Genomic DNA, 20,512 nt, shown 5'->3' with positions numbered 1-20,512 from the left:
TCTCACGCCTCCTGAATGCCCCCGCCCGAAATGTTCCATTGGCGGTCATTGCCTCTTTCGAGGAAAATGGTTAAAATATCGTTTGTGAACTATGTCCGGTGATCCCCCAGATCATCCAGAGCCCGGAAAAGGCGATGGCAACGCCATAGGGAACCTTTATCGGACCTTCGGTCTTTCGGATTTGCTTGCTGATCATCATCAACAGCGTCAGCAGGCCGCCAGCGATCGACATGATCACCAACAGCTCGAGAAACGTCAGCCAGTGCATCCACAAGGAGAGCGCAGTCAGCAGTTTGACATCACCGCCCCCCATGGCGCCGATCGCGAACATTCCGGCGAATATAGTGAATATGATGAACGCCAGTCCGATTTGTCCGACCATGTCCGGCCAGAACGGCATGCCGCTGTAGATCCAGAAGACTGGTGCACCCAAGGCGATGGCGAGATTGAGCCAGTTAGAAATATGGCGGCTTTTGAGATCGGTAATCGCTGCGACGATCAGTGCAATTGCCAATCCGCCCCAGAGCAAGTAGATGAAGGTTTCGCTATCCATAGACAGACCGTCTAGTTAATTTGCCTTACCAAATAGTAACCACGATTCCCGGAGCGGTTTTTATCTTCCGACACAGTGCCAATGACAGACCCTGACAGGACAGACTCGAAAGACCAGCATTTCGATCGCCGTTCGGTTCCAAAAGGCGCCTTGGAAGAGACCTGGACCGGGCCCGATGGCTGGGAATTCAGGAAATTAGATTGGCAGCAGGACAGACCCCGAGGTTCCCTGCTGTTCATGACCGGGCGAGCGGATTTCTACGAAAAATATCTGGAAACTTTTCACGATTTTTACGCCCGTGGATGGAATGTCACGTCAGTCGACTGGCGCGGACAGGGCGGATCGGGGCGGTGCGGGCCGCACCCGCATGTGGGCCATATTGACGATTTTGCGACCTGGGTAGGGGATCTGGGGGCGCTGTTTGATCAATGGCGCGCCAGCCATGTCGGGCCGCATGTCGTGCTGGGTCACAGCATGGGCGGGCATCTGGTGCTGCGGGCGCTAACCGAACAGCGGATCGATCCCGATGCGGCGATTTTGAGTGCGCCGATGCTGGCTCCTGCTGGCGGTGGGATGCCGGAATGGGCAGCGCAGCTGGCCGCCAAGATCATGTGTATTATCGGTCGGGGCGAACGGCGTGCATGGAAACCGATCGAAAATCCGCTGGAACCCTATGTCCCCCGGCAGGCTCTGCTGACCCATGATCCCGATCGCTATTCGGACGAGTTTTTCTGGTTCCGCGAGCGCCCCTTCGTCCGGCTGGGACCGGCGAGCTGGCGCTGGGTGGAGCGAGCCTATGCTTCGACCAGAAGATTGCGTAACCGGCAAAGGCTGGTGAAGATGGAGATTCCAATATTGGTATTGGCGACCTCGACCGACGAACTGGTCGATCACGCAACCATCGAGCGTGCGGTGCACCTGATGCCGAAGGTCGAGCTGAAATTATTCGGCGCAGAAGCCGCGCATGAAATTTTTCGTGAGGTTGACGAGGTGCGCAATGATGCCCTTAATACCTGTTTTTCCTTTCTCGACCGAGTGGCCCCCCCCAAATGAAATATTATGATGTCGCCATAATTGGCGCCGGTATCGCTGGAGCCAGCATCGCCTCTGAAATCGGCGCCGATCGATCGGTCATACTGCTCGAAGCGGAGGACCATCCTGGCTATCATTCCACTGGCCGCTCTGCCGCTTTCTGGACCGAAAGCTATGGAGGGCCGCTTGTGCAGCCGCTTACATCTGCGTCCCGATCATTTCTGGAAAACCCGCCGCCGGAATTTTCGGAATCTGCTTTCCTTCGACCACGCGGTGCGGTCAATATCGGCCGAGACGACGAGCAACATCTTGCCGATCAATTCCTGTCCGATTTCGCTGATAGCGGCCTGTCCATGGATCGCTGGTCCTGGGATCAAGCCGTTCTCCTTGTTCCGGATTTGAAGCCGATGTGGAAACATGCCATTTACGAACCGGACTGTCGCGATATTGATGTTGCCGCACTGCATGCCGCTTATCTCAGGGATGCCAAGCGCAAGAACGTGGATCTGATTTGCCGGGCAGCGGTCAGCCATATCCGGAAAAATGACCGGGATTGGGAGTTGATTGCCGGGGATCAACATTATCACGCGACCATAGTGGTGAACGCGGCCGGCGCCTGGGCGGATAATATCGCGCGGATGGCTGATGTGAAACCGGTCGGCATCCAGCCGCTGATCCGAAATATGGTCCAGATCGAAACCGATCCTCCTTCATCGCAGGACATGCCGCTGGTTGTCGCTCTGGATGGCAGCTTTTACTTCAAACCGGAAGCGGGTGGTGGCTATTGGCTTAGTCCGCATGACGAGATTCCGGCCGAACCCGGTGATGTCGCACCCGACGAACTGAGCGTCGCCATAGCCATCGACCGGTTTGAGAAAGTGATGGATGTGGAGGTCAAGCGGGTATCTCGGAAATGGGCGGGATTGCGCAGTTTTGCACCGGACCGCTTGCCGGTGATCGGATTTGATTCCACGACCGCGGATTTTTTCTGGTTCGCCGGGCAAGGGGGGTTCGGTATTCAGACTGCTCCGGCGGCTGCAAAACTGGCCCGTTCGGTTCTGCTGGGACAAGCGCCTGATCAAAGCCTGTATGCTGTTGATGCAAGCCGTTATGCGGCTACAAGATTTTCTTAGGAAACAACGTTTTACAACGGGATCGTTGCACAACCGGCTTGTTGGCCTATTAATTCTGTTACCCAACAGAAGGAGAGCATCGAAATGGCGCATAAATTTGAGATTTGGAAAGACAAGAAGGGCGAGTTTCGGGTTCGCTTCAAATATAATAGCGAAATCATTTTTGCGACCGATGGCTATACCAGCAAGGCCAGCGCGAAAAATGCGATCAGCTCGATCCAGAAAAACGGACCGAATGCCGAGATTGAAGACAATAGCTAGAAACTGTGCCGAAGGGCGGCGGCGTGCATGGCAGCGTCGCTCGCCAGTTGGTCGGCGCGTTCATTGTCAGCGTCGCCGGCGTGGCCCTTGACCCAGTGCCATTCGATCTGATGAGGCTCGACAGCCTTTAGCAGATCCTGCCAGAGATCAGCATTTTTGACCGGCTTTCGCGCGGCTGTCCGCCAGCCGTTTTTCTGCCAGCCGAAAATCCACTGGGTGATGCCGTCCTTTACATATTTGCTGTCGATCGACAGCTTGACCTTGCAGGGCCGCTTGAGCGCGTTGAGGGCCTCGATCGCCGCACGCAGCTCCATGCGGTTATTGGTCGTTTCCGGCTCGCCTCCGGAAATTTCCTTTTCCTTGTCACCGTGACGGATCAGCGCACCCCAGCCACCGGGACCGGGATTGCCCTTGCATGCGCCATCGGTGGCGATTTCCACAATTTTTGGCTCGGTCATATGGTAAAAATATCCGGGTGATTTTGATAAAATTGCAGGCGATTGAGAAAGGCTTGGGGATCCTTGCGTGTCACCAAGGCGCCGGCCGGGGTGTTGATCCAATCATAGGCCCGGGTTAGCAGAAATCGCAGGGCCGCGCCGCGGGCGAGCAAGGGCAGCGCCTGGCGTTCGGCATCGCTGAGCGTGAAAGCCGACTCATATCCGGCGATCAGGGCGCGCGATATCGGTTGGTGAAAATTGGTACCATCCTCGGAAAAACACCAGGCCGCATGGGTCACTGCGAGATCATAGGCGCGGATGTCGGTGCAGGAGAAATAAAAGTCGATCAGGCCGGTAACCTGATCACCCAGCATCAGGACATTGTCGGGGAAAAGATCAGCATGAATGGCCGACCGGGGCAGTTCATGCGGCCAATGCGCGTCGAGATGATCGAGCTCCTGCGAAACCGCATCTGCCAGACCCGGCGCTATTTCGTCGAGCTGTGCGGGTCCGCATTGGTCAGCCAGCGTCCGCCAGCCATCATGATCCATGCTGTTGCGCCGCTCCAGATCAAAATCCGTCAGGGCCTGATGCATTTGCCCTAGAGCTTGCCCGGTTGCACCGGCTTGAGCCGCTGTCGGGTGACTTACCGACACACCTGAGAGAAAGGTGATCAAACAGGCGCTGCGTCCGCAGAGTTGCTGAATCTTCGTACCTTCGCGGTCGGCGATCATCGGCGGCACCAGGCAACCCTTTTGCGCCAGATGATCGAGCAGTGCGATGAAAAACGGCAGGTCAGCCGGATCGACCCTTTTTTCATATAAGGTCAGGATGAACTTGTCTTCTGTGGTTTCCAGCAGATAATTGCTATTTTCCACGCCCTCGGCAATGCCTTTGACCGACACCAGTGTTCCGACATCGAAACGGGTGAGGAACTGGTCGATTTCCTCTGCGCTGACCTTCGTATAGACCGCCATCAGGCCGCTTCTAGACCGCGCGGAAGCTTGAAGACCATATTTTCCTCGGTGGTCGTAACCTTTTCCTGCCGTACATCGAAATGTGCTTCGAGCAGGTCTATGACCTCGCGCACCAGAATTTCCGGGGCGGAGGCCCCGGCGGTCAAACCTAAAATATTAATGCCGTCCAGCCAGGCAAGGTCGATTTCATCGGCCCGCTGGATCAATCTGGCCATTGCCCCGCCGCGTTCTGCGACTTCTACGAGACGTACGCTATTCGAGCTATTTGGTGCGCCGATGACCAGAACGAGCTGACAGGATAGGGCTATTTTTTTCACGGCATCCTGGCGGTTGGAAGTTGCGTAGCAAATATCCTCGCCTTTTGGTCCGACGATGGAGGGAAAACGGGCCTGCAGCGCCTCGACGATTGCGTGCGTGTCATCGACGGACAGGGTTGTCTGGGTGAGAAAAGCAAGTGCGTCCGGATTCTCGGGTTCGAGGGCGGCAACATCATCCAGCGTTTCCACCAGCGTCATCTGGCCTTCATCGACTTGCCCGAAAGTGCCGATGACTTCGGGATGATTGGCGTGGCCGACAAATATGATATGCCGGCCGGCTTCGGTTTGCCGTTCCGCCTGACGATGTACTTTGGACACCAGCGGGCAGGTTGCATCCAGATATTCCAGTCCGCGTTCTTCCGCTTTATGCGGTACCGCCTTGGGCACGCCATGAGCGGAGAATACCACCGGGACACCATCGGGCACTTCGGTGAGTTCCTCGACAAATATCGCACCCAGTTTCTTCAATTCATCCACCACATAGCGGTTGTGGACGATTTCGTGCCGGACATAGACGGGGGCGCCATATTTTTTTATCGCCAGCTCGACAATTTTTATCGCTCTGTCGACGCCCGCACAAAAGCCGCGCGGCGCGGCCACAAGCAAGTCAATCTGCCGTTTCTGCTTATCGGAATGAATCATGTTTATGCCCTTAGGGAATAACTGCACCGGCGAAAAGCCCGTCTGTTCATCTTATGGACGGTTGCACCGCATTAAAGGCCCAGATAAGGGTTGCGAAATTTTTATCGGAGCGCATGGAGCCTATGTGTGTTGCCCGTGATCAAAGGCAAGGATTGAAAATGATGGCAAACGGCCAGTTGAAAAAAATATTTTTGGCGGGGATCACGATCTTGGCTGTTACCGGATGCGCCAAGGAAGGCGCGCTCGACGTAAGTTCAGGCGTAGGCGTTTCGGTTACCCGTTCGGGTTGTCCCGCAGTCGCGGTTCCCGATCATACGGGCGACATCACCATCTTCAATCCCGTGAACAGCACCGATGCAAGCGCTATCGATGTGGTGGCGAACATCACCAACGTCCGTTCGACCTGCAATAGCGAAGGCGCGCGAATTTATACCGAAGCGACGTTTGACATCTACGCGTCACGGACCCGGCCGACCGGAGCGCGCACCGTGACGGTTCCGTATTTCTCGACCGTCGTCCAAGGCGGGACTGCCGTGGTCGCAAAGCGGATCAAAAATGTGACGCTGCAATTTGCCGACGGTGATTATCGTGCAACGGCTTCGGGCAAGGCTGGCGCCTATGTTGATGCGTCTGCCGCGCGTTTGCCGGAAGACGTGATTGAACGCCTGACCCGCAAGCGCAAGCCCGGAGACCCTGACGCGGCGCTTGATCCGTTGGCTGACCCGGCCGTCAAGGCTGCAGTTGCACGATCGTCTTTCGAGCTGCTTGTCGGATTTCAGCTAACCCCGGCACAGTTGCAATATAACGCTACCCGATAGGGTCGCCTGAAATGACGAGTGTTCGCGCCTGATCAATGTCGGGCCCTTTTCCCTATGATGAATTGAGCCAATCATGCTGTTCCAGATTTTTCAGAAACATATTGATGCAATATTGGACGAATTGACCGAGGCAGGCATATTGCCCGCCGAGATTGATCGTTCCAACGTTACGTTGGAGCCCCCCAGGGATGCTTCGCACGGTGACCTGTCGACCAATGCGGCAATGGTATTGTCCAAACCGGCTGGTATGAAACCGCGCGATCTTGCGGAGAAAATCGCGGAAAAGCTCGGCGCGCTGGCTGATGTGCAATCGGTGGACATTGCCGGTCCCGGGTTTATCAACCTGCGGGTTGCGGCTCCGGTGCTGCTGGGCGAACTGCTGGAAATCGAGCAACTGGGTGCGGAATATGGCCGCTCGGACAAGGGCAGGGGCGTCACCGTCAATATCGAATATGTATCCGCCAACCCGACCGGACCGATGCACATGGGCCATTGCCGTGGCGCGGTGGTCGGTGATGCGCTGGCCGATCTGCTCGAGGCGGTGGGTAACAAGGTTATCCGCGAATATTATGTCAATGACGCCGGATCGCAGGTCGATACACTCGCCCGTTCGGCCCATTTGCGTTATCTCGAAGCCTTGGGTGAAGAGATCGGCGCTATTCCCGAAGGCCTGTACCCGGGCGATTATCTGAAGCCGGTCGGCGAGGCTCTGGCCGCCGAATTTGGCGATAAATACAAGGATGCCGAAGAATCCGAATGGCTGCTCATTTTTCGCAAGGCAGCGGTCGAGAAGATGATGGACATGATCCGTTCGGATCTTGCGCTGCTCGGGATCAAGCATGATATCTTCTCCTCTGAAGCCGAGCTGCACGAAGCGGGCAAGGCGGATATTGCCGAGGCGGAACTGCGGTCACGCGACCTTGTCTATGATGGAGTGCTGGAGCAACCCAAGGGCAAGGTGATCGAGGATTGGGAAGCGGTCGAGCTGCCGCTGTTCCGGTCGACGCAATTTGGCGATGACCAGGATCGCCCGATCAAGAAATCCAATGGACGCTGGACCTATTTTGGCGGCGATCTGGCCTATCATTTTCAAAAGGCACAAACCGCCGACGAACTGATTGATATCTGGGGTGCCGATCACAGCGGCACGGTCAAGCGGATCAAGGCAGCTGTCGCCGCGCTGACCGAAGGCAAGACCAAATTTGACGTGAAACTGGTCCAGATGGTGCGCTTGCTGCGCAATGGCGAGCCGGAGAAAATGTCCAAACGCTCGGGCAAATTTGTCACGATCGCCGATATGGTCGAGGAAGTCGGCAAAGATGCCGTGCGCTTCACCATGCTGACGCGCAAGGCCGATGCCCAGATGGATTTCGATTTCGCCAAGGTGATGGAAGCTTCTCGCGACAATCCCGTCTTCTACGTCCAATATGCCCATGCCCGCATCCAGTCGACGTTGCGCAAGGCCGCGGATGAAGGGATCATGCCATCATCCGACCATCTTGAACGGCTTGGCGAAGAGGAAATGGACCTCATCAAAATGGCGGCGCAATTCCCGCGCATTGTTGAATCGGCAGCGGCTTCGCGCGAGCCGCACCGAGTCGCATTCTACCTGAACGACCTGGCCGCCGCTTTTCACGCTTATTATAATCTGGGCAATGACCGGCCTGAGAAGCGGATCATAATGGTTAACGACCCGGAGATTACGTCAGCGAGGCTTTTCTTAGCCAAGAATATCGGGCAGACTGTGAAAAATGGTCTTGCTTTGATGGGCGTTACGGCCGCAGAATCGATGTGAGCAGCCCTTTGGCTAACGGAGCGTAAAATGTCAGATACTACCCGCGACAGTCTTGATCTGGACGACGAAGAACGTCTGCCCTGGCTTGAGTCCGCCGAAGACTATGATGATGATGAGGGCGAATATTCCCCACTCCGGGTGGCGCTTTTCGTTGGCGCAGGCTTGCTGCTGCTGGCAGCAATAGTCGGTGGTATCTACTGGCTGCAAAACCGCGATGGAAGCGGGATCGACGGCAATGGCGAGTTGATCGCGGCACAGGAAGGCGACTATAAGGTCCGTCCTGATGATCCGCAGGCCCGGCAGTTTGAAGGCGAAGGCGATGCCAGCTTCGCCGCCAGCGAAGGCAAGGAAATGCCGGCGCAATTGGGGGATCCCGTGGTCGCCGAGGCACCCATTCGCAAATCGGAAGACGCACCGGCCGCAGACGCCGCTGGCAGCGCGCTGATCCAGCTTGGTGCCTTCAGTTCGGCCAGTCTCGCCGACAGCAGCTGGTCGGGCTATGCCCGCCGGTTTGAATCGATCGGCTCGCTGCCGAAGAAGATCATCCCCGGCAAACTGGATGGCGGCACGATTTACCGGCTGAACGCCGTTGCGCCGAGCCGTGAGGCGGCTCAGGAAATCTGCAACAATCTGAAGGCTGCTGGTGAAAGCTGCCTCGTCGTTCGCTAGTTTTCAGGCAATTGATGGTTGAAGTGCTGTGGATAACGGCGCTTTCGCCTTTACCCGGCTGCGAAACGGCGCAAGTATAAGATATGTTGCGTGAAAAGAGTTCATCATGGCTATGACACCGGCGGTATTCGGAATTTCGGGCCTGAGCCTGACTGCCGCCGAAAAGGCGTTTTTCCGGGATAGCAATCCTGCGGGCTATATTATTTTCGGTCGAAATATTGAAAGCAAGGCGCAGCTCAGGGCGCTGACCGACGAGTTGCGTGCGCTCCATGGCCGTGATGATCTGGCTATCCTGATCGATCAGGAAGGCGGTCGTGTCGCGCGGATGCAGGCACCGCTCTGGCCCAAATTCCCGGCGGGAGAAGTGTTCGACAAGCTCTATGACATTGCGCCCGCCACCGCGATCGAGGCAGCTCGGCTCAATGCCCAGGCAATTGCCGTCACCCTGGCCGAGGTCGGGATTACCGTGGATTGCCATCCGCTGCTCGATGTCCGTCAGCCGGATGCCAATAATGTCATTGGTGATCGCGCTCTGGGCAGCGAACCGATGCGGGTCGCCGCTCTCGGCCGCGCGATTATCGACGGGCTGCAGCGCGGCGGCGTGGTCGGCGTGGTCAAGCATCTGCCGGGTCATGGCCGGACCAGCGTCGACACGCACAAGGCCTTGCCGACGGTGACCGCCAGCGACGAGGAGCTGGAACTGGACTTGGCTCCGTTTCAGGCGCTCAACAAGGCGCCAATGGGCATGACCGGCCATTTGCTGTTTACCGCCTGGGATGCAGAGACGCCGTCGACCCTGTCGAAAACCGTCGTTCAGGATATTATCCGCGACCGGATCGGCTTTGACGGGCTGCTGTTCACCGATGATCTCGACATGGAAGCACTCTCCGGAACGGTTCCGGAGCGGGCCGAACGGGCCCAGGCAGCGGGCTGCGATATCGCGCTCAATTGCTGGGCGAAGATGGACGATATGGTCGGCATTGCCGACCGTCTGGCGCCGATGTCGGAAAAGACCAAGCAGCGGCTGGATGACGCAATGGCGACCATTTCCGGCATGACAGTCACCGATTACCGGGATGAGCTGGCCAGCTTGCTTGCCCGCCGCGACGGGCTGATGGCAGCCGTGGCATGAGCGACGAACCGGAGAATGAAGGATTCTTCTTTCCCCCGGAACCGGCGGCATCCGAAGAAGGGTCGCTGACCCTGAACATAGACGGCTGGGAAGGGCCGCTCGATCTGCTGCTCGCATTGGCCCGCAACCAGAAGGTCGATCTGCGCGAGATCTCGATTCTCGAACTGGTGCAGGAATATCTCAAATATATCGCCAGTGCCCAGACGTTGCGGCTGGAACTGGCGGCCGATTATCTGGTGATGGCGGCCTGGCTGACCTATTTGAAATCGGGGCTGTTGCTGCCCCGCGATCCGGAAATCGAACCGTCGCCGGAAGAACTGGCGCTGCGGCTGCAGATGCGGCTGGAGCGGTTGAACGCGATGCGGGAATCGGGTGCGCGGCTGCTGGCTCGGGACCGAATTGGTCGCGACGTGTTCATGCGCGGCGCACCGGAAGGGCTGCGGGTGGTCAAGGACCGGCAGTGGCAGGCGGAATATTATGATCTGATTGCCGCTTACTCCCGCGTGAAAGTCCGCGGTGCGCCCGCCATCCATATCGTCCGGCAGCGGATGGTGATGACGCTGGAGGATGCGCTGGCCCGGGTCTCGATGATGCTCGGCGAAGCGATCGACTGGATGGATATAAGGCATTTCCTGCCCCCCGGCGCGCCGCCCGAACTGCGTAAATCGGCGCTCGCATCCAGTTTTCTCGCGACGCTGGAACTGGCCCGGCAGGGAAAGCTGGAATTGCAGCAGGAAGAAAGTTTCGCACCGCTCAGGATAAAGGCGACGACACATGGGTGAACATGACAGCGAAGACACCAGCCTGATCGAAGCAATGCCCGAGGCATTGGATATCGGCAAACGTGCGGTCGAGGCGACGCTTTTTGCTTCCGAAAAGCCGATGACGATCGCTGATATCAGGGCCTATGTTGGCGAAGAGCTGGATATTCGGCGGATATTGGCGGACTTGCAGGATGATTTTCAACATCGCGGCATAGTACTGATCAAAACCGGAGATCGCTGGCATTTCCAGACTGCGCAGGATCTCTCGCATCTGCTGCGCCGCGAACGGGCGGAAATGCGCAAGCTCAGCCGCGCCGGCATGGAGACGCTGGCGATCATTGCCTATCATGAACCGGTCAGCCGTGCCGAAATTGAAGCCATCCGCGGTGTGCAGGTTGCCAAGGGCACGCTTGACGTGTTGATGGAATCGGGATGGGTGCGTCCGGCCGGCCGTCGCGAAGTGCCCGGCAGGCCTTTAATTTATGCGACCACCGCAGAGTTTCTGACCCATTTCGGATTGCACAGTCGCAGGGATCTGCCCGGCATCGATGACCTGAAAGCCGCGGGATTGCTGGATCCTGTCGATCTTGTGCTGGAGCAAATGGAACTGGACGCCGAAGCGGAAGCGGATGCTGACCAGGCGGCTGAAGAGTCCGAAGAGCGAGACTTTGCAGATGATGATGGTGTTTTGCTGGAAAACCAGATCGAAAGCGCTTAAATAGAGCGCCTAAGGAGAATATCGCATGCAACCGAGTGTTTGGCAGATTTTAATTGTAGCGGCGCTGGTTCTGATTTTGTTTGGCCGCGGCCGGATTTCCGAAATGATGGGCGATGTCGGCAAGGGCATCCGTTCCTTTAAAAAGGGAATCACCGAGGAAGAAGCAAATGCTGCTAATCCTCCCCCGAAGATTGACAGCAAGACCGGCGATACGTCAGCCGATAGTAGCAAGACCACAGATAAAACGGCTGTTTGATCAGGCCGGCCTCTAAATTCAGGGCCGCATAATATATGTTTGACCTTTCCATATCCGAGATCGCGATTATCGCGATCATTGCCACTGTCGTCATCGGACCGAAGGAATTGCCGCGCGCGCTGGCGACGGCGGGCAAATGGATGGCCAAGGGGCGTGGCATAATGGCCAATTTTCGCACCGGGCTGGATGCCATGGTCCGTGAAGCCGAGCTTCAGGAAATGGAAAAGAAATGGGCGTCGGAAAACGAACGGATCATGAGCGAATATCCCGCGCTCCCCGATGATAATGTTGCAGATGAACCGAGGATGGAACCGCTCGACGGGCCTCCCGCAGATATTGCCGAACCGTCCAATCCAGTGGATGACCGGCCCGATCTGCCGCCCGCGAGCGATTCCAAGCCATGAATGATCAAAGCAAGCCGGACCTTGACGAAAGCAAGGCCCCGCTAATCGAGCATCTGATCGAGTTGCGCCAGCGTCTGCTCTGGTCGGTGGCTGCGTTGACCGTGGCTTTCCTGGTCAGCATATTTTTTGCCGACGAGATTTTCGGCATACTTGTCCAGCCGCTGACCGACGCATTTCCCGCCGGCGAAGGGAAGCTGATCTACACCAAGCTCTACGAGGCTTTTTTTGTCGAGATCAAGGTGGCGATGTTCGCGGCCTTTTTCCTCGCCTTTCCGATCATTTCCAACCAGCTTTGGGCCTTTGTCGCGCCAGGCCTTTATGCCAAAGAGAAGAAAGCATTTCTGCCGTTCCTGATTGCCACGCCGCTATTGTTCATGGCCGGCGCATCGCTCGCCTATTTCATCGTCATGCCGACTGCATTTCGGTTTTTTCTGGGATTTGAAGGGCCGGTCGGTGGCTTGCAACAGGAAGCCCTGCCGGCAATGGGCGATTATCTCTCGCTGGTAATGCAGTTCATTCTCGCCTTCGGTGTATGTTTTCAGCTTCCGGTGCTGCTTTTGTTGCTCAACCGGGCGGGAATCGTGAGCAGGCAGCAGCTAAAGGGCATACGCCGCTATATGATTGTCGGAGCCTTTGCGGTGGCGGCGATCCTGACTCCACCGGATGTGGTGTCGCAGCTGATGCTGGGGATTCCGCTGATCCTGCTTTACGAGGTTTCGCTCTTGATCATGTGGTTCACCGAGCGCAAGAAAAGCGAAATAGTTTCGTCCTAGAGCGATGTTGTGCCCCGCCCTTGACGCGGCGCGCTGGATAACAATCATTTGTCACCAGAGCAGCCTCGCATCAAGGGCAGAGCACGATAAAAGCTCTTCTAGTCAATCGCATCCTGGCCAGCCTGGCCAACCGATTCAATGTCCTTGCCGACACCCTTGACGGTCGCACAGGCGCTGAGGAGAACCATTGTAGAAATCAAGATTGCTGCGGTAATTTTCTGCATTTCAAAATATCCTAAAAACTAAACTTTGCACTTACGCGAATATCACGACCGGACAGAGGTACATAGTCTTTAGTGAACGAGGCATGACGACGGTCATCCACGTCAAAAATATTGTTGGCCGAAGCGAGCAGGGTTACGCCACCCTCCTTGCCGAAGGGTCGCCATGCCGCCGAAGCGTTGACCATGGTGAAGCCATCGGTCGGGGTTTCAAAGGCCGCCACTTTTCTCTGGCTATCGGACCATTCGACTTCGGCGCGCAGATCAAGATTGTCGCTATGCGCCTTGATCCCGCCAAGCAAACGCAATGGCGGGATGCGCGGAACCGCTCCGCCGGCATCGCTGATTTTGGCGCGGACATAGTCGGCCACGCCATCGGCAATCAGATCGAAGTCACCCACACGAGCGACGACGGCAGATGCCGAAGCCTCGAAACCATAATAGGTCGCATCGCGCTGAAAATACTGGAATACCGGCAAGCCGTCTTCTTCCGCACCGGTTTCCGCTTCGAAAATATAGTCCTTGAAAAAATTGCTGTAGATGGTCGCGCTGAGCTGGACGTCGTCGCTGTCCCAGCGCGCATAAAGCTCGCCGCCCCAGCTTTTCTCCGTGGTGAAATCGGGATTGCCGATCTCGAAGGCCTGAGTGGCGATATGGGGACCGCTGGACAGCAGTTCCTCTGCCGATGGTGCGCGTTCGGACCGCGAGACATTCGCGCCGATCTTCAGTGCCCCGTCCTCCGGCGCGTAGGCCACGCCCAGAGCACCGGAAACCGTATTGAAGCTGCGGTCGAAATTGAGGCTGTTGGCCGAGACTGTCGTCTGGTCAAAGCGCAGCGCGCCTTCCAGCTCGATATCGCCGAGATCGGCTTCCTGGACAGTGAAGAAAGCCCAGCTTTCGATGCTGTTCTTGGGTACGAAGGCTTCGGCACCAATGGCATTGAAATCGCGGGCGAGTATCTGGGTGCCTATCACCCCGCGCCAGCCATCATGGTCGGCCTGGACCAGCTCGGCGCGTGCTTCGATGCCGGAGACGGAAAAGACCGTGCCGATCTCGTCGCCTTCAAATTCGGTATGTTCATAGTCGCTATAGCCCGCGCGGAAGTTCAGGGCTTCGAAAAAACCGCCCATGTTCACGCCGCCGCGCAGATCGGCGCGTATCTGTTCGAGGCCGATGGTTACCGGTCCTTCCTCCTCTTCCCCGGCTCCCGGGTCGTCATGCGCATGGCCGGCTCCGGGGCGTGCCGGAACGCCGTAATCGGTATCATAATAGCTCACCGAGAAACCGAGATTGCCGCCATCGTCGATATAGGCAATGCCCGCTCCCGCCGTTTGCGTGCGGCTGGCGCTGTTGGGCACATGGCCGGACTGGTTGGCGGCTTCGGTCAGTTCTGCGGCCTCATCAACATGGCCTTCTTCAAGTTCCTCTGCCGCGTCCGCCAGCACGTCTGCCCGCAACGTGGGTGACAGAATATAGCCCGGCACCCGGACATCACCCGTGTCGCGGAAGCTGCCGTCGGCATGAATCACGAGCTTGGGGGTCAGCGGAACATCGACCGATCCGGCTATGCTCCAGTCATCGGCTGCGCTGCCATAGCCGCCGACCGCGTCGAGATGCACGGCATCATCGGGAATATCGCGGGGAATGCGCTTGTCGATGACATTGACAGCTCCGCCAATGGCATCGCCGCCGAACAGCAGCACGGCAGGGCCGCGCAATATCTCCACCCGCTGGGCGGTCAGGGGATCAATCGTCACCGCGTGATCGACCGAAGTGTTGGAGGCGTCGAGCGAGCCGATGCCGTCGGTCAGCACGCGGACTCTTGGGCCCTGAAAGCCGCGCAAGACCGGGCGCGATGCGCCGGGAGAGAAGGAAGTGGATGACACGCCGGGCAGGCTGGTCAGACTGTCGCCAATCTGGCCGCGTAAATCTTCCGCCAGCTCATCGCCCGACAGCGCCGAGGTCCCCGCCAGCAGATCAAGCTGATCGACATAGGGCGCGGTGACGACGATCATGTCATCATCATGGAAATCGTCGGACAGTCCGCTGGTACGCTGTTCGGCGGTGTCTTCCGTTTGCGCCAAAGCGGGTGCGGCGGGCAATATCAGGATCGCGGCGGAAATCAGGAATTTTCTGTGGGACAAGAGCTTCTCTTCTATATTGGGGGATGGAAACTGACCCTTAGATAGGGGTTATGATATAATATATCAATTCTTAATTTGCGGGGAGTCGGCCAAGCGAGTGAAATTTGCTGCAAGCGGCGTTCAAACAGGAAAGAGGGCGATGATGGCGGAGTGGAGGGAAGAGATCATGACAGGCGAGGGGGGGGGGTGGTGGCGATATTTCCTCCCTGTTCCGCAGCAATGGGGAGGTGGCAGTCCGGAGGACTGACGGAGGGCCCCTTCCACCACGCTACGCGCGGTCCCCCTCCCCAAAGCTTCGCTTCAGGGAGGAAATATTCCCCCTTCACCCTTTTACCCTCTTCCTTGGGGGAGAGGGCTTCCCAATCTCCAGTCAATCCGGCATGGAACGTCCAAACATCAGGAGAAACACACCCATGACCGCATCGCTCGTTCTTTACGGCTCGCCTCTGTCCCCCTTCCAGCGCAAGGTAGAGGCGGTGATGGCGCTCAAGGGGCTCGACTATGATTGCGAGGACGTCAATGTCATGGGCATGCCGGACTGGTACAAGGAAATCAGCCCGCTAGGCCGCATTCCCTCGCTGCGCGACCGGGATATTGCCGAGGACGGTCCTGCCGGAACGATCACCGACAGTTCGGCGATTTGCGGCTATCTGGAAAAGCGGCAGCCCGACCCGGCGGTCTATCCTGCCGATGCATTCGACCTTGGCCGGGCGCTGTGGCTGGAGGAATATGCCGACACCGGCATGGCGATGGCCGGTGGCATGGGACTGTTCCGGCCGATCATCTTCAATCTGTTCCAGCGCAAGGAGCCGGATATCGAAACGGCGCGCAAGACCTGGAATGAAAAGCTGCCGCCGCTGTGGGACTATCTCGAACATTATCTCGACGGCCGCGCCCATTTCATCGGCGAGACGATCACCATTGCCGACATAGCGGTCGCCAGCCAGATTGCCCAGACCGACATGCTTGCCGGCCTGCCCGACAAATCCCGCTGGCCAGCGCTGGTCGCGCATTATCAAGCGATGAGAGCGCATGACTGCTTTCAGCGCAATAATGAAGGCTGCGACAGGATATTGGCGAAAATTGTGCCGGAGAAATTCGACCTGAGCTAGGCTCGGTCAAGCGGGTTTCTCAGGCTTGAGCCAGCAAATAGAGCGCGTAGATGGCCGGCATGGACACCACCGAAAACACTGTCTGCACAGCGATAAGATTGGCTGACAAAGTCGCATCACCGCCGAGTTGCCGTGCCAATATATAGCCGCTGCTCGCGGTCGGTGTGGCAGCGGCTATCACGACAATGGCAAGGCTGTCTGCGGGGAGGCTGAAGAGCAATCCTGCAGCCAGTGCGACGAGTGGCAAGCCGGCCAGGCGCACGGCTGACCATGTCAATGTGCTATGGCCCGCCCGTTTGAATGCCTCCAGGTCAACTGCTGCGCCGACCACGAGAAGGCCGAGCGCAAGCGTGGCCTGTCCCAATATATCGAGGGTTTTCTCGGCAATTCCGGTCGGAGCAATGCCCAGCAGATTGAACGCGATGCCGATCATGCAACCGATGATCAGCGGATTGCGGATCATATCCATCACGACATGCGTTTTTTTCTCGCCGTTTTGATCGGCGAAATGGGTCAGGGCCAGAACCGAAATGACATTGGCCGTCGGAGTCAGCACCGCGACCGCTATGGCCATGAGGGCGAGACCCGGTTCGCCGAACAGAGCGCTGGCGATGGACAGGCCAACAAACGTATTCCAGCGGACATTGGACTGGACGATCGAGCCCTTTCGCGGTCCGTCATCGGCTCGCTTTGCCAGCAAACCCAATGACGCGAGAGCGAGTTGCGAGCCGATCAGCACCAGCACCATGGCCCAGGGCACGATCTCGAAAGAGGCGCTGGCCAGCACATTGATGATTAGTGCCGGGAAGAATATGAAATAGACCAGTCTCTCGATCGCGCGCCAGCCCTCGGTGGGCAGGAAATTCCTGTGCGCCAGCAACCATCCCAATGCGGTGATCAGGACCACCGGGATCAGGGCATATATAAAATTTATCATCGATGGTTCGCGCGCGCGAAATTACATCGGAGTTGTTCTGAGCGGCAGCAGGTCGGGAAAATCCGCATCGCGTTTCTCGCTCATCGCAGCGACCGCTTCCTGAATATGCGAAGGAGGGAACATGCCGGCGTTCCAGACGCCGATATAGTCGAGCGTATCCGCCGTATTGTGGTCGCGGCCATAGTTGATCAGGACCTTGCATCCGGTAATCGCTAGCGGCGATTTCGACGCAATTTCCCTCGCGGTTTCCATGACATGGGCGAGACATTCTTCCTGCGTTTCGAACACGTCGTTGACCAGCCCGATTTCCTTGGCTTTCGCCGCATCGATCCGGCGACCGGTATAAGCCATTTCCTTGACCCAGCCTTCCGGGATATAGCGTTGCAGGCGCGGGAAGGTGCCGACATCTGCGGTCATGCCGATATTGGTTTCCTGAATGCAGAATATCGCATCCTTGCTGCACCAGCGTATGTCACCCGCGCTGATCATGTCGATCGCGCCGCCGATGACGCCGCCGTGCAGCGCGAACAATACCGGGATGCGGGCTTCTTCCAGTGCGTTGAAACTATGCTGGATGCGTTTGACATTGGAGCGGAACATTTCCGCAATCACATGCTTGTCGGCTCCGTCGATCTTGTTGTCGGGTTGCGGAGCGAAAACGGAGAGATCCATGCCGGCGGAGAAATGCTTGCCGGTGGAGCTTATGACGATCACCCGCGCGCGGGCGTTGATATCGATGTCTTCGACAATTTCCGGCAGATCATTCCAGAATGCCTTGTTCATGCTGTTGAGTTTTTCCGGCCGGTTCATCCGGATATGAGCGATGCCATTTTCTATTTCGACATCGAAACATTCATATTTTTTCTCAACCATGATGCTGTCATTCCTTGTTTCAAACCAGAAGTTTCGATGCGCCTAGCATGATAATCTTCTGCTGCGTACTGGCAATTTTCTGGATTCAAGGCAGCCGATGCTCGACTAAAGCAATGCTATTGGGCCTAAAAAAGCTTCAAGCTTGCCGCGCGAAATCGCGCGCACTATGTATTGGTGTATGAGCATCATTCCAAACACACTCGAACTGATCGGCAATACGCCGCTTGTCCGCCTTTCCGGACCCAGCGAAGCTGCCGGTTGCGACATTTACGGCAAGTGCGAATTTGCCAATCCCGGCGCTTCGGTGAAAGACCGCGCCGCTCTTTATATCATTCAGGATGCCGAGGAGCGTGGATTGCTCAAGCCCGGCGGAAGGATCGTCGAGGGGACTGCCGGCAATACCGGTATCGGTATCGCTTTGGTCGCCAATGCCAAGGGCTATAAATCGACCATCGTCATGCCGGAAACCCAGAGCCGGGAGAAAATGGATACGTTGCGCGCGCTGGGTGCGGAACTGATCACGGTGCCGGCTGCGCCTTATTCCAGCCAGTGCCATTTCGTCCATCAGTCACGCCGGATTGCCGAAGAGACCGAGGGCGCCGTCTGGGCCAACCAGTTTGATAATGTCGCCAACCGCCGCGCCCATATCGAGACGACGGCGGAGGAAATCTGGGACCAGATGGACGGCAAGATCGACGGCTTTACCTGCGCTGTCGGGACCGGTGGTACGCTGGCCGGCGTTGGCATGGGGCTGAAGGCAAAAGACGAAAAGGTGACGATCGCCTTGTCCGACCCGCATGGCGCAGCGCTCTACGAATATTATGCCCATGGCGAGCTCAAGTCCGAGGGTAATAGTGTTGCCGAAGGTATCGGGCAGGGCCGGATCACCGGTAATCTGGAAGACGCCCCGATCGACAGGCAATATCGCATTTCCGATGAGGAAGCGCTGGTCTGGGTCGAACGGCTGCTGATGGATGAAGGCCTGTGTCTCGGCATGTCGTCAGGCATCAATGTTGCCGGCGCGATCGCGCTGGGCAAGGAACTGGGGCCGGGTAGCCGGGTTGCGACCATCCTTTGTGATACCGGTTTTCGCTATCTGTCCTCGCTCTACAATGCCGCGTGGCTGAAAGAAAAGGGGCTGCCGGTATTCCCGTGGCTCGACAATGATGATTAAAAAACCACAGACTTCCGGTCGACAGGACACGATGCAGCGCATCCAGGTCGGTGTCGTCGGTCTGGCGGCGGTACTGCTGCTGGTCAGCGTTGCCAATTTCGTGATTCAGCGGGCCAGCCATGAACCGACGGTGCTGGAAGAAATCCAGGGTGACGGAAGCGGCATTGCGCCTCCGCTCGCCAGCAATCCAGAAGAAAAGCCTGCCGAACCACTGGCCGAATTGGGGATCACCCCGGCCCCGGCATCGGGTGCTGGCAAGGCGGAAGTGCAAAAACCTGCTGCCAATTTGCCTGGGCAGACCGTCCCCGACCTGAAGCCGGACCCGAATCTGGATGCGCCTATGGACCGGGAGCGACGCTAGTTGGCGGGTTTCTGGCAGACGGTCCCGTCGGCCCTGTTGGCATTGCTGATGCTTGCACAATGCAGCGCGAGCGATTCCCCGCCTGATCCTGCGCCGGCCAAGTCGCGCATACAGCTTATGACCAGTCTGCCGCTGGTCTGGGGTGAGGGGGCGTCGATGAAAACCGTTCTCTCCGGAGGTTCGGAACCCGCGCCTGTCTACCGCTATTGGCAGGGGCAATATGATATAGCGGCGGTCGACAGTCTGGAAAATCTCGCTCGGGAAAATCCGGACATTGTCATGCTGGCCCAACCGCGCGCCATGGACCCCGCCGACTTGACCGATCTCGATACCTGGGTTCGTGCGGGCGGCGCCGTCATCATCCTGACCGACCCGGATCTGGCCTGGCCGTCAGAATTGCCGCTCGGCGATCCGCGGCGGCCATTGGTCACTGGCTTCCTCTCGCCCTTGTTAGGCTATTGGGGGCTAGAGCTTGTTGCTGTCGGAGAAGATAAGGCAGAAATCGTCGACCTCCAAATTGGCGACTCTTCGTTTGTCACTCAAGGAATTGGCAAGCTCGAACTGATCTCGGGCAAGGCGCAGCCGGATGTGCGCTGCAAATTGAGTGCGGCAGATTTTATTGCCCGATGTTCGATCGGGCAGGGGAGGGCCACGATCGTCGCGGATGCAGATCTTCTCAATGCAGCGCTTTGGCCGGAATCCGCCACGCTGTCACCGCAGAAAAGCGGCGCCGTGCGCTTCGTCGATTCCCTGATGGCGGAATATGTCGGTGACAGGGATGCCGGGAAATGACGTTATTCTGGCCATATCCGCCAAGCCAGCGCCGAAGTCCAGATTGGTGCTCAAATTGGCGTAAATTAAAATTCTAATATTACAGTGAGTTAATTCCATTTACCCGTAATATCCCGTAAAATCCCCTTCCATCCCTCACGTTCCCCTGATAACCCTGATTTGTTATCGGGGTATTCTTCCTGTCCGGGATTCTGTTTTCGGAAGGGCGCTAGCAAGC

Annotated in this window: 24 protein-coding genes; 16 read left to right on the top strand and 8 right to left on the bottom strand. The window is 57.4% G+C overall.

The genetic code is table 11. The features are described from left to right. Nucleotides 1–70: 70 nt before the first annotated feature. The gene (locus AZE99_RS10840; protein ID WP_067200881.1) at nucleotides 71–553 is read right to left on the bottom strand and encodes an A24 family peptidase; all 483 of its coding nucleotides are present in this window, start codon (nucleotides 551–553) and stop codon (nucleotides 71–73) included. Nucleotides 554–634: 81 nt separating this feature from the next. On the opposite strand from AZE99_RS10840, the gene AZE99_RS10835 reads away from it, so the two are divergent. The 3 genes from AZE99_RS10835 (at nucleotide 635) to AZE99_RS15945 (ending at nucleotide 2,979) form a co-directional block, all read left to right on the top strand. Then, the gene (locus tag AZE99_RS10835; RefSeq protein ID WP_067200877.1) at nucleotides 635–1,606 is read left to right on the top strand and encodes an alpha/beta fold hydrolase; all 972 of its coding nucleotides are present in this window, start codon (nucleotides 635–637) and stop codon (nucleotides 1,604–1,606) included. Continuing rightward, nucleotides 1,603–2,718 (top strand): NAD(P)/FAD-dependent oxidoreductase, encoded by a 1,116-nt coding sequence (locus tag AZE99_RS10830; protein WP_067200874.1) that lies wholly within the window; start codon nucleotides 1,603–1,605, stop codon nucleotides 2,716–2,718. Before AZE99_RS10835 ends, AZE99_RS10830 begins: the two co-directional genes overlap by 4 nt. A gap of 84 nt (nucleotides 2,719–2,802) precedes the next feature. Next, nucleotides 2,803–2,979: a YegP family protein gene (locus AZE99_RS15945; protein ID WP_082788337.1), complete on the top strand. Its 177-nt coding sequence runs from the start codon at nucleotides 2,803–2,805 to the stop codon at nucleotides 2,977–2,979. Here AZE99_RS15945 and rnhA read toward each other — a convergent pair. The 3 genes from rnhA to ispH are packed head-to-tail and all read right to left on the bottom strand — an operon-like array spanning nucleotide 2,976 to nucleotide 5,352. Further along, nucleotides 2,976–3,437, bottom strand: a complete 462-nt coding sequence (rnhA, locus tag AZE99_RS10825) for a ribonuclease HI (protein WP_067200872.1) — start codon at nucleotides 3,435–3,437, stop codon at nucleotides 2,976–2,978. The two genes, AZE99_RS15945 and rnhA, sit on opposite strands and share 4 nt — an antisense overlap. Beyond that, nucleotides 3,434–4,393 (bottom strand): homoserine kinase, encoded by a 960-nt coding sequence (gene thrB, locus AZE99_RS10820; protein ID WP_067200869.1) that lies wholly within the window; start codon nucleotides 4,391–4,393, stop codon nucleotides 3,434–3,436. Before thrB ends, rnhA begins: the two co-directional genes overlap by 4 nt. Continuing rightward, nucleotides 4,393–5,352, bottom strand: coding sequence for a 4-hydroxy-3-methylbut-2-enyl diphosphate reductase (gene ispH / locus AZE99_RS10815; RefSeq protein ID WP_067200866.1), 960 nt, complete (start codon nucleotides 5,350–5,352; stop codon nucleotides 4,393–4,395). Before ispH ends, thrB begins: the two co-directional genes overlap by 1 nt. Before the next feature lie 158 nt (nucleotides 5,353–5,510). Between ispH and AZE99_RS10810 the strand changes: the two genes are divergently transcribed. The 9 genes from AZE99_RS10810 (at nucleotide 5,511) to tatC (ending at nucleotide 12,681) form a co-directional block, all read left to right on the top strand. Then, complete coding sequence (locus AZE99_RS10810) at nucleotides 5,511–6,170, top strand: hypothetical protein (protein ID WP_443027762.1); 660 nt, start codon at nucleotides 5,511–5,513, stop codon at nucleotides 6,168–6,170. A gap of 70 nt (nucleotides 6,171–6,240) precedes the next feature. Beyond that, entirely contained in the window at nucleotides 6,241–7,965 is a 1,725-nt protein-coding gene (argS, locus tag AZE99_RS10805; protein ID WP_067200864.1) for an arginine--tRNA ligase, read from the top strand. A gap of 27 nt (nucleotides 7,966–7,992) precedes the next feature. After that, the gene (locus AZE99_RS10800; protein ID WP_067200862.1) at nucleotides 7,993–8,634 is read left to right on the top strand and encodes an SPOR domain-containing protein; all 642 of its coding nucleotides are present in this window, start codon (nucleotides 7,993–7,995) and stop codon (nucleotides 8,632–8,634) included. A gap of 112 nt (nucleotides 8,635–8,746) precedes the next feature. Beyond that, nucleotides 8,747–9,766, top strand: coding sequence for a beta-N-acetylhexosaminidase (gene nagZ, locus AZE99_RS10795; RefSeq protein WP_067203565.1), 1,020 nt, complete (start codon nucleotides 8,747–8,749; stop codon nucleotides 9,764–9,766). Then, entirely contained in the window at nucleotides 9,763–10,548 is a 786-nt protein-coding gene (locus tag AZE99_RS10790) for a segregation and condensation protein A (RefSeq protein ID WP_067200859.1), read from the top strand. The genes nagZ and AZE99_RS10790 overlap by 4 nt, the downstream gene beginning before the upstream one ends. 34 nt (nucleotides 10,549–10,582) lie before the next feature. Further along, a complete protein-coding gene (scpB, locus tag AZE99_RS10785; RefSeq protein WP_082788499.1) occupies nucleotides 10,583–11,248 on the top strand; it encodes an SMC-Scp complex subunit ScpB in 666 nt (221 codons plus the stop codon). Nucleotides 11,249–11,273: 25 nt separating this feature from the next. Then, entirely contained in the window at nucleotides 11,274–11,504 is a 231-nt protein-coding gene (locus AZE99_RS10780) for a twin-arginine translocase TatA/TatE family subunit (protein WP_067200857.1), read from the top strand. A 35-nt stretch (nucleotides 11,505–11,539) separates the two neighbouring features. After that, nucleotides 11,540–11,908: a Sec-independent protein translocase protein TatB gene (tatB, locus tag AZE99_RS10775; protein WP_067200854.1), complete on the top strand. Its 369-nt coding sequence runs from the start codon at nucleotides 11,540–11,542 to the stop codon at nucleotides 11,906–11,908. Then, the gene (gene tatC / locus AZE99_RS10770) at nucleotides 11,905–12,681 is read left to right on the top strand and encodes a twin-arginine translocase subunit TatC (protein ID WP_067200851.1); all 777 of its coding nucleotides are present in this window, start codon (nucleotides 11,905–11,907) and stop codon (nucleotides 12,679–12,681) included. Before tatB ends, tatC begins: the two co-directional genes overlap by 4 nt. 98 nt (nucleotides 12,682–12,779) lie before the next feature. Here tatC and AZE99_RS10765 read toward each other — a convergent pair whose 3' ends face one another. After that, on the bottom strand, nucleotides 12,780–12,869 hold the full coding sequence (locus AZE99_RS10765) for an entericidin A/B family lipoprotein (protein WP_443027819.1): 90 nt from the start codon (nucleotides 12,867–12,869) through the stop codon (nucleotides 12,780–12,782). Nucleotides 12,870–12,916: 47 nt separating this feature from the next. Continuing rightward, entirely contained in the window at nucleotides 12,917–15,046 is a 2,130-nt protein-coding gene (locus AZE99_RS10760) for a TonB-dependent receptor (RefSeq protein WP_067200846.1), read from the bottom strand. Between the two features lie 413 nt (nucleotides 15,047–15,459). Here AZE99_RS10760 and AZE99_RS10755 point away from each other — a divergent pair, with 413 nt between their 5' ends. Next, entirely contained in the window at nucleotides 15,460–16,158 is a 699-nt protein-coding gene (locus AZE99_RS10755; RefSeq protein WP_067200844.1) for a glutathione S-transferase family protein, read from the top strand. 19 nt (nucleotides 16,159–16,177) lie between these two features. On the opposite strand, the gene AZE99_RS10750 is transcribed toward AZE99_RS10755, so the two are convergent. Beyond that, a complete protein-coding gene (locus tag AZE99_RS10750) occupies nucleotides 16,178–17,095 on the bottom strand; it encodes an AEC family transporter (protein ID WP_067200841.1) in 918 nt (305 codons plus the stop codon). A 21-nt stretch (nucleotides 17,096–17,116) separates the two neighbouring features. Next, the gene (locus AZE99_RS10745; RefSeq protein WP_067200838.1) at nucleotides 17,117–17,968 is read right to left on the bottom strand and encodes a crotonase/enoyl-CoA hydratase family protein; all 852 of its coding nucleotides are present in this window, start codon (nucleotides 17,966–17,968) and stop codon (nucleotides 17,117–17,119) included. A gap of 178 nt (nucleotides 17,969–18,146) precedes the next feature. On the opposite strand from AZE99_RS10745, the gene AZE99_RS10740 reads away from it, so the two are divergent. The 3 genes from AZE99_RS10740 to AZE99_RS10730 all read left to right on the top strand — a co-directional run bounded on the left by AZE99_RS10740 (nucleotide 18,147) and on the right by AZE99_RS10730 (nucleotide 20,295). Continuing rightward, on the top strand, nucleotides 18,147–19,142 hold the full coding sequence (locus AZE99_RS10740) for a cysteine synthase A (protein ID WP_067200835.1): 996 nt from the start codon (nucleotides 18,147–18,149) through the stop codon (nucleotides 19,140–19,142). After that, nucleotides 19,132–19,503 (top strand): hypothetical protein, encoded by a 372-nt coding sequence (locus AZE99_RS10735; protein WP_067200832.1) that lies wholly within the window; start codon nucleotides 19,132–19,134, stop codon nucleotides 19,501–19,503. The genes AZE99_RS10740 and AZE99_RS10735 overlap by 11 nt, the downstream gene beginning before the upstream one ends. 117 nt (nucleotides 19,504–19,620) lie before the next feature. Beyond that, nucleotides 19,621–20,295 (top strand): Gldg family protein, encoded by a 675-nt coding sequence (locus AZE99_RS10730; protein ID WP_156472216.1) that lies wholly within the window; start codon nucleotides 19,621–19,623, stop codon nucleotides 20,293–20,295. Nucleotides 20,296–20,512 lie beyond the last annotated feature (217 nt).

The sequence above is a fragment of the Sphingorhabdus sp. M41 genome (assembly GCF_001586275.1).
Lineage (GTDB): Bacteria > Pseudomonadota > Alphaproteobacteria > Sphingomonadales > Sphingomonadaceae > Parasphingorhabdus.
This window is presented reverse-complemented; position numbering and strand designations above follow the sequence as displayed.

Excerpts from the sequence above, each read along its gene's own strand:
- ispH (WP_067200866.1), bottom strand. The coding sequence starts at position 5,352 with ATGATTCATTCCGATAAGCAGAAACGGCAGATTGACTTGCTTGTGGCC.
- AZE99_RS10830 (WP_067200874.1), top strand. The coding sequence starts at position 1,603 with ATGAAATATTATGATGTCGCCATAATTGGCGCCGGTATCGCTGGAGCC.
- AZE99_RS10750 (WP_067200841.1), bottom strand. The coding sequence starts at position 17,095 with ATGATAAATTTTATATATGCCCTGATCCCGGTGGTCCTGATCACCGCA.
- AZE99_RS10735 (WP_067200832.1), top strand. The coding sequence starts at position 19,132 with ATGATGATTAAAAAACCACAGACTTCCGGTCGACAGGACACGATGCAG.
- rnhA (WP_067200872.1), bottom strand. The coding sequence starts at position 3,437 with ATGACCGAGCCAAAAATTGTGGAAATCGCCACCGATGGCGCATGCAAG.
- AZE99_RS10755 (WP_067200844.1), top strand. The coding sequence starts at position 15,460 with ATGACCGCATCGCTCGTTCTTTACGGCTCGCCTCTGTCCCCCTTCCAG.
- AZE99_RS10800 (WP_067200862.1), top strand. The coding sequence starts at position 7,993 with ATGTCAGATACTACCCGCGACAGTCTTGATCTGGACGACGAAGAACGT.
- nagZ (WP_067203565.1), top strand. The coding sequence starts at position 8,747 with ATGACACCGGCGGTATTCGGAATTTCGGGCCTGAGCCTGACTGCCGCC.
- AZE99_RS10835 (WP_067200877.1), top strand. The coding sequence starts at position 635 with ATGACAGACCCTGACAGGACAGACTCGAAAGACCAGCATTTCGATCGC.
- tatB (WP_067200854.1), top strand. The coding sequence starts at position 11,540 with ATGTTTGACCTTTCCATATCCGAGATCGCGATTATCGCGATCATTGCC.
- tatC (WP_067200851.1), top strand. The coding sequence starts at position 11,905 with ATGAATGATCAAAGCAAGCCGGACCTTGACGAAAGCAAGGCCCCGCTA.
- AZE99_RS10740 (WP_067200835.1), top strand. The coding sequence starts at position 18,147 with ATGAGCATCATTCCAAACACACTCGAACTGATCGGCAATACGCCGCTT.
- AZE99_RS10840 (WP_067200881.1), bottom strand. The coding sequence starts at position 553 with ATGGATAGCGAAACCTTCATCTACTTGCTCTGGGGCGGATTGGCAATT.
- scpB (WP_082788499.1), top strand. The coding sequence starts at position 10,583 with ATGCCCGAGGCATTGGATATCGGCAAACGTGCGGTCGAGGCGACGCTT.
- AZE99_RS10810 (WP_443027762.1), top strand. The coding sequence starts at position 5,511 with ATGATGGCAAACGGCCAGTTGAAAAAAATATTTTTGGCGGGGATCACG.
- AZE99_RS10730 (WP_156472216.1), top strand. The coding sequence starts at position 19,621 with ATGACCAGTCTGCCGCTGGTCTGGGGTGAGGGGGCGTCGATGAAAACC.
- AZE99_RS10745 (WP_067200838.1), bottom strand. The coding sequence starts at position 17,968 with ATGGTTGAGAAAAAATATGAATGTTTCGATGTCGAAATAGAAAATGGC.
- AZE99_RS10780 (WP_067200857.1), top strand. The coding sequence starts at position 11,274 with ATGCAACCGAGTGTTTGGCAGATTTTAATTGTAGCGGCGCTGGTTCTG.
- AZE99_RS10765 (WP_443027819.1), bottom strand. The coding sequence starts at position 12,869 with ATGGTTCTCCTCAGCGCCTGTGCGACCGTCAAGGGTGTCGGCAAGGAC.
- AZE99_RS15945 (WP_082788337.1), top strand. The coding sequence starts at position 2,803 with ATGGCGCATAAATTTGAGATTTGGAAAGACAAGAAGGGCGAGTTTCGG.
- thrB (WP_067200869.1), bottom strand. The coding sequence starts at position 4,393 with ATGGCGGTCTATACGAAGGTCAGCGCAGAGGAAATCGACCAGTTCCTC.
- AZE99_RS10790 (WP_067200859.1), top strand. The coding sequence starts at position 9,763 with ATGAGCGACGAACCGGAGAATGAAGGATTCTTCTTTCCCCCGGAACCG.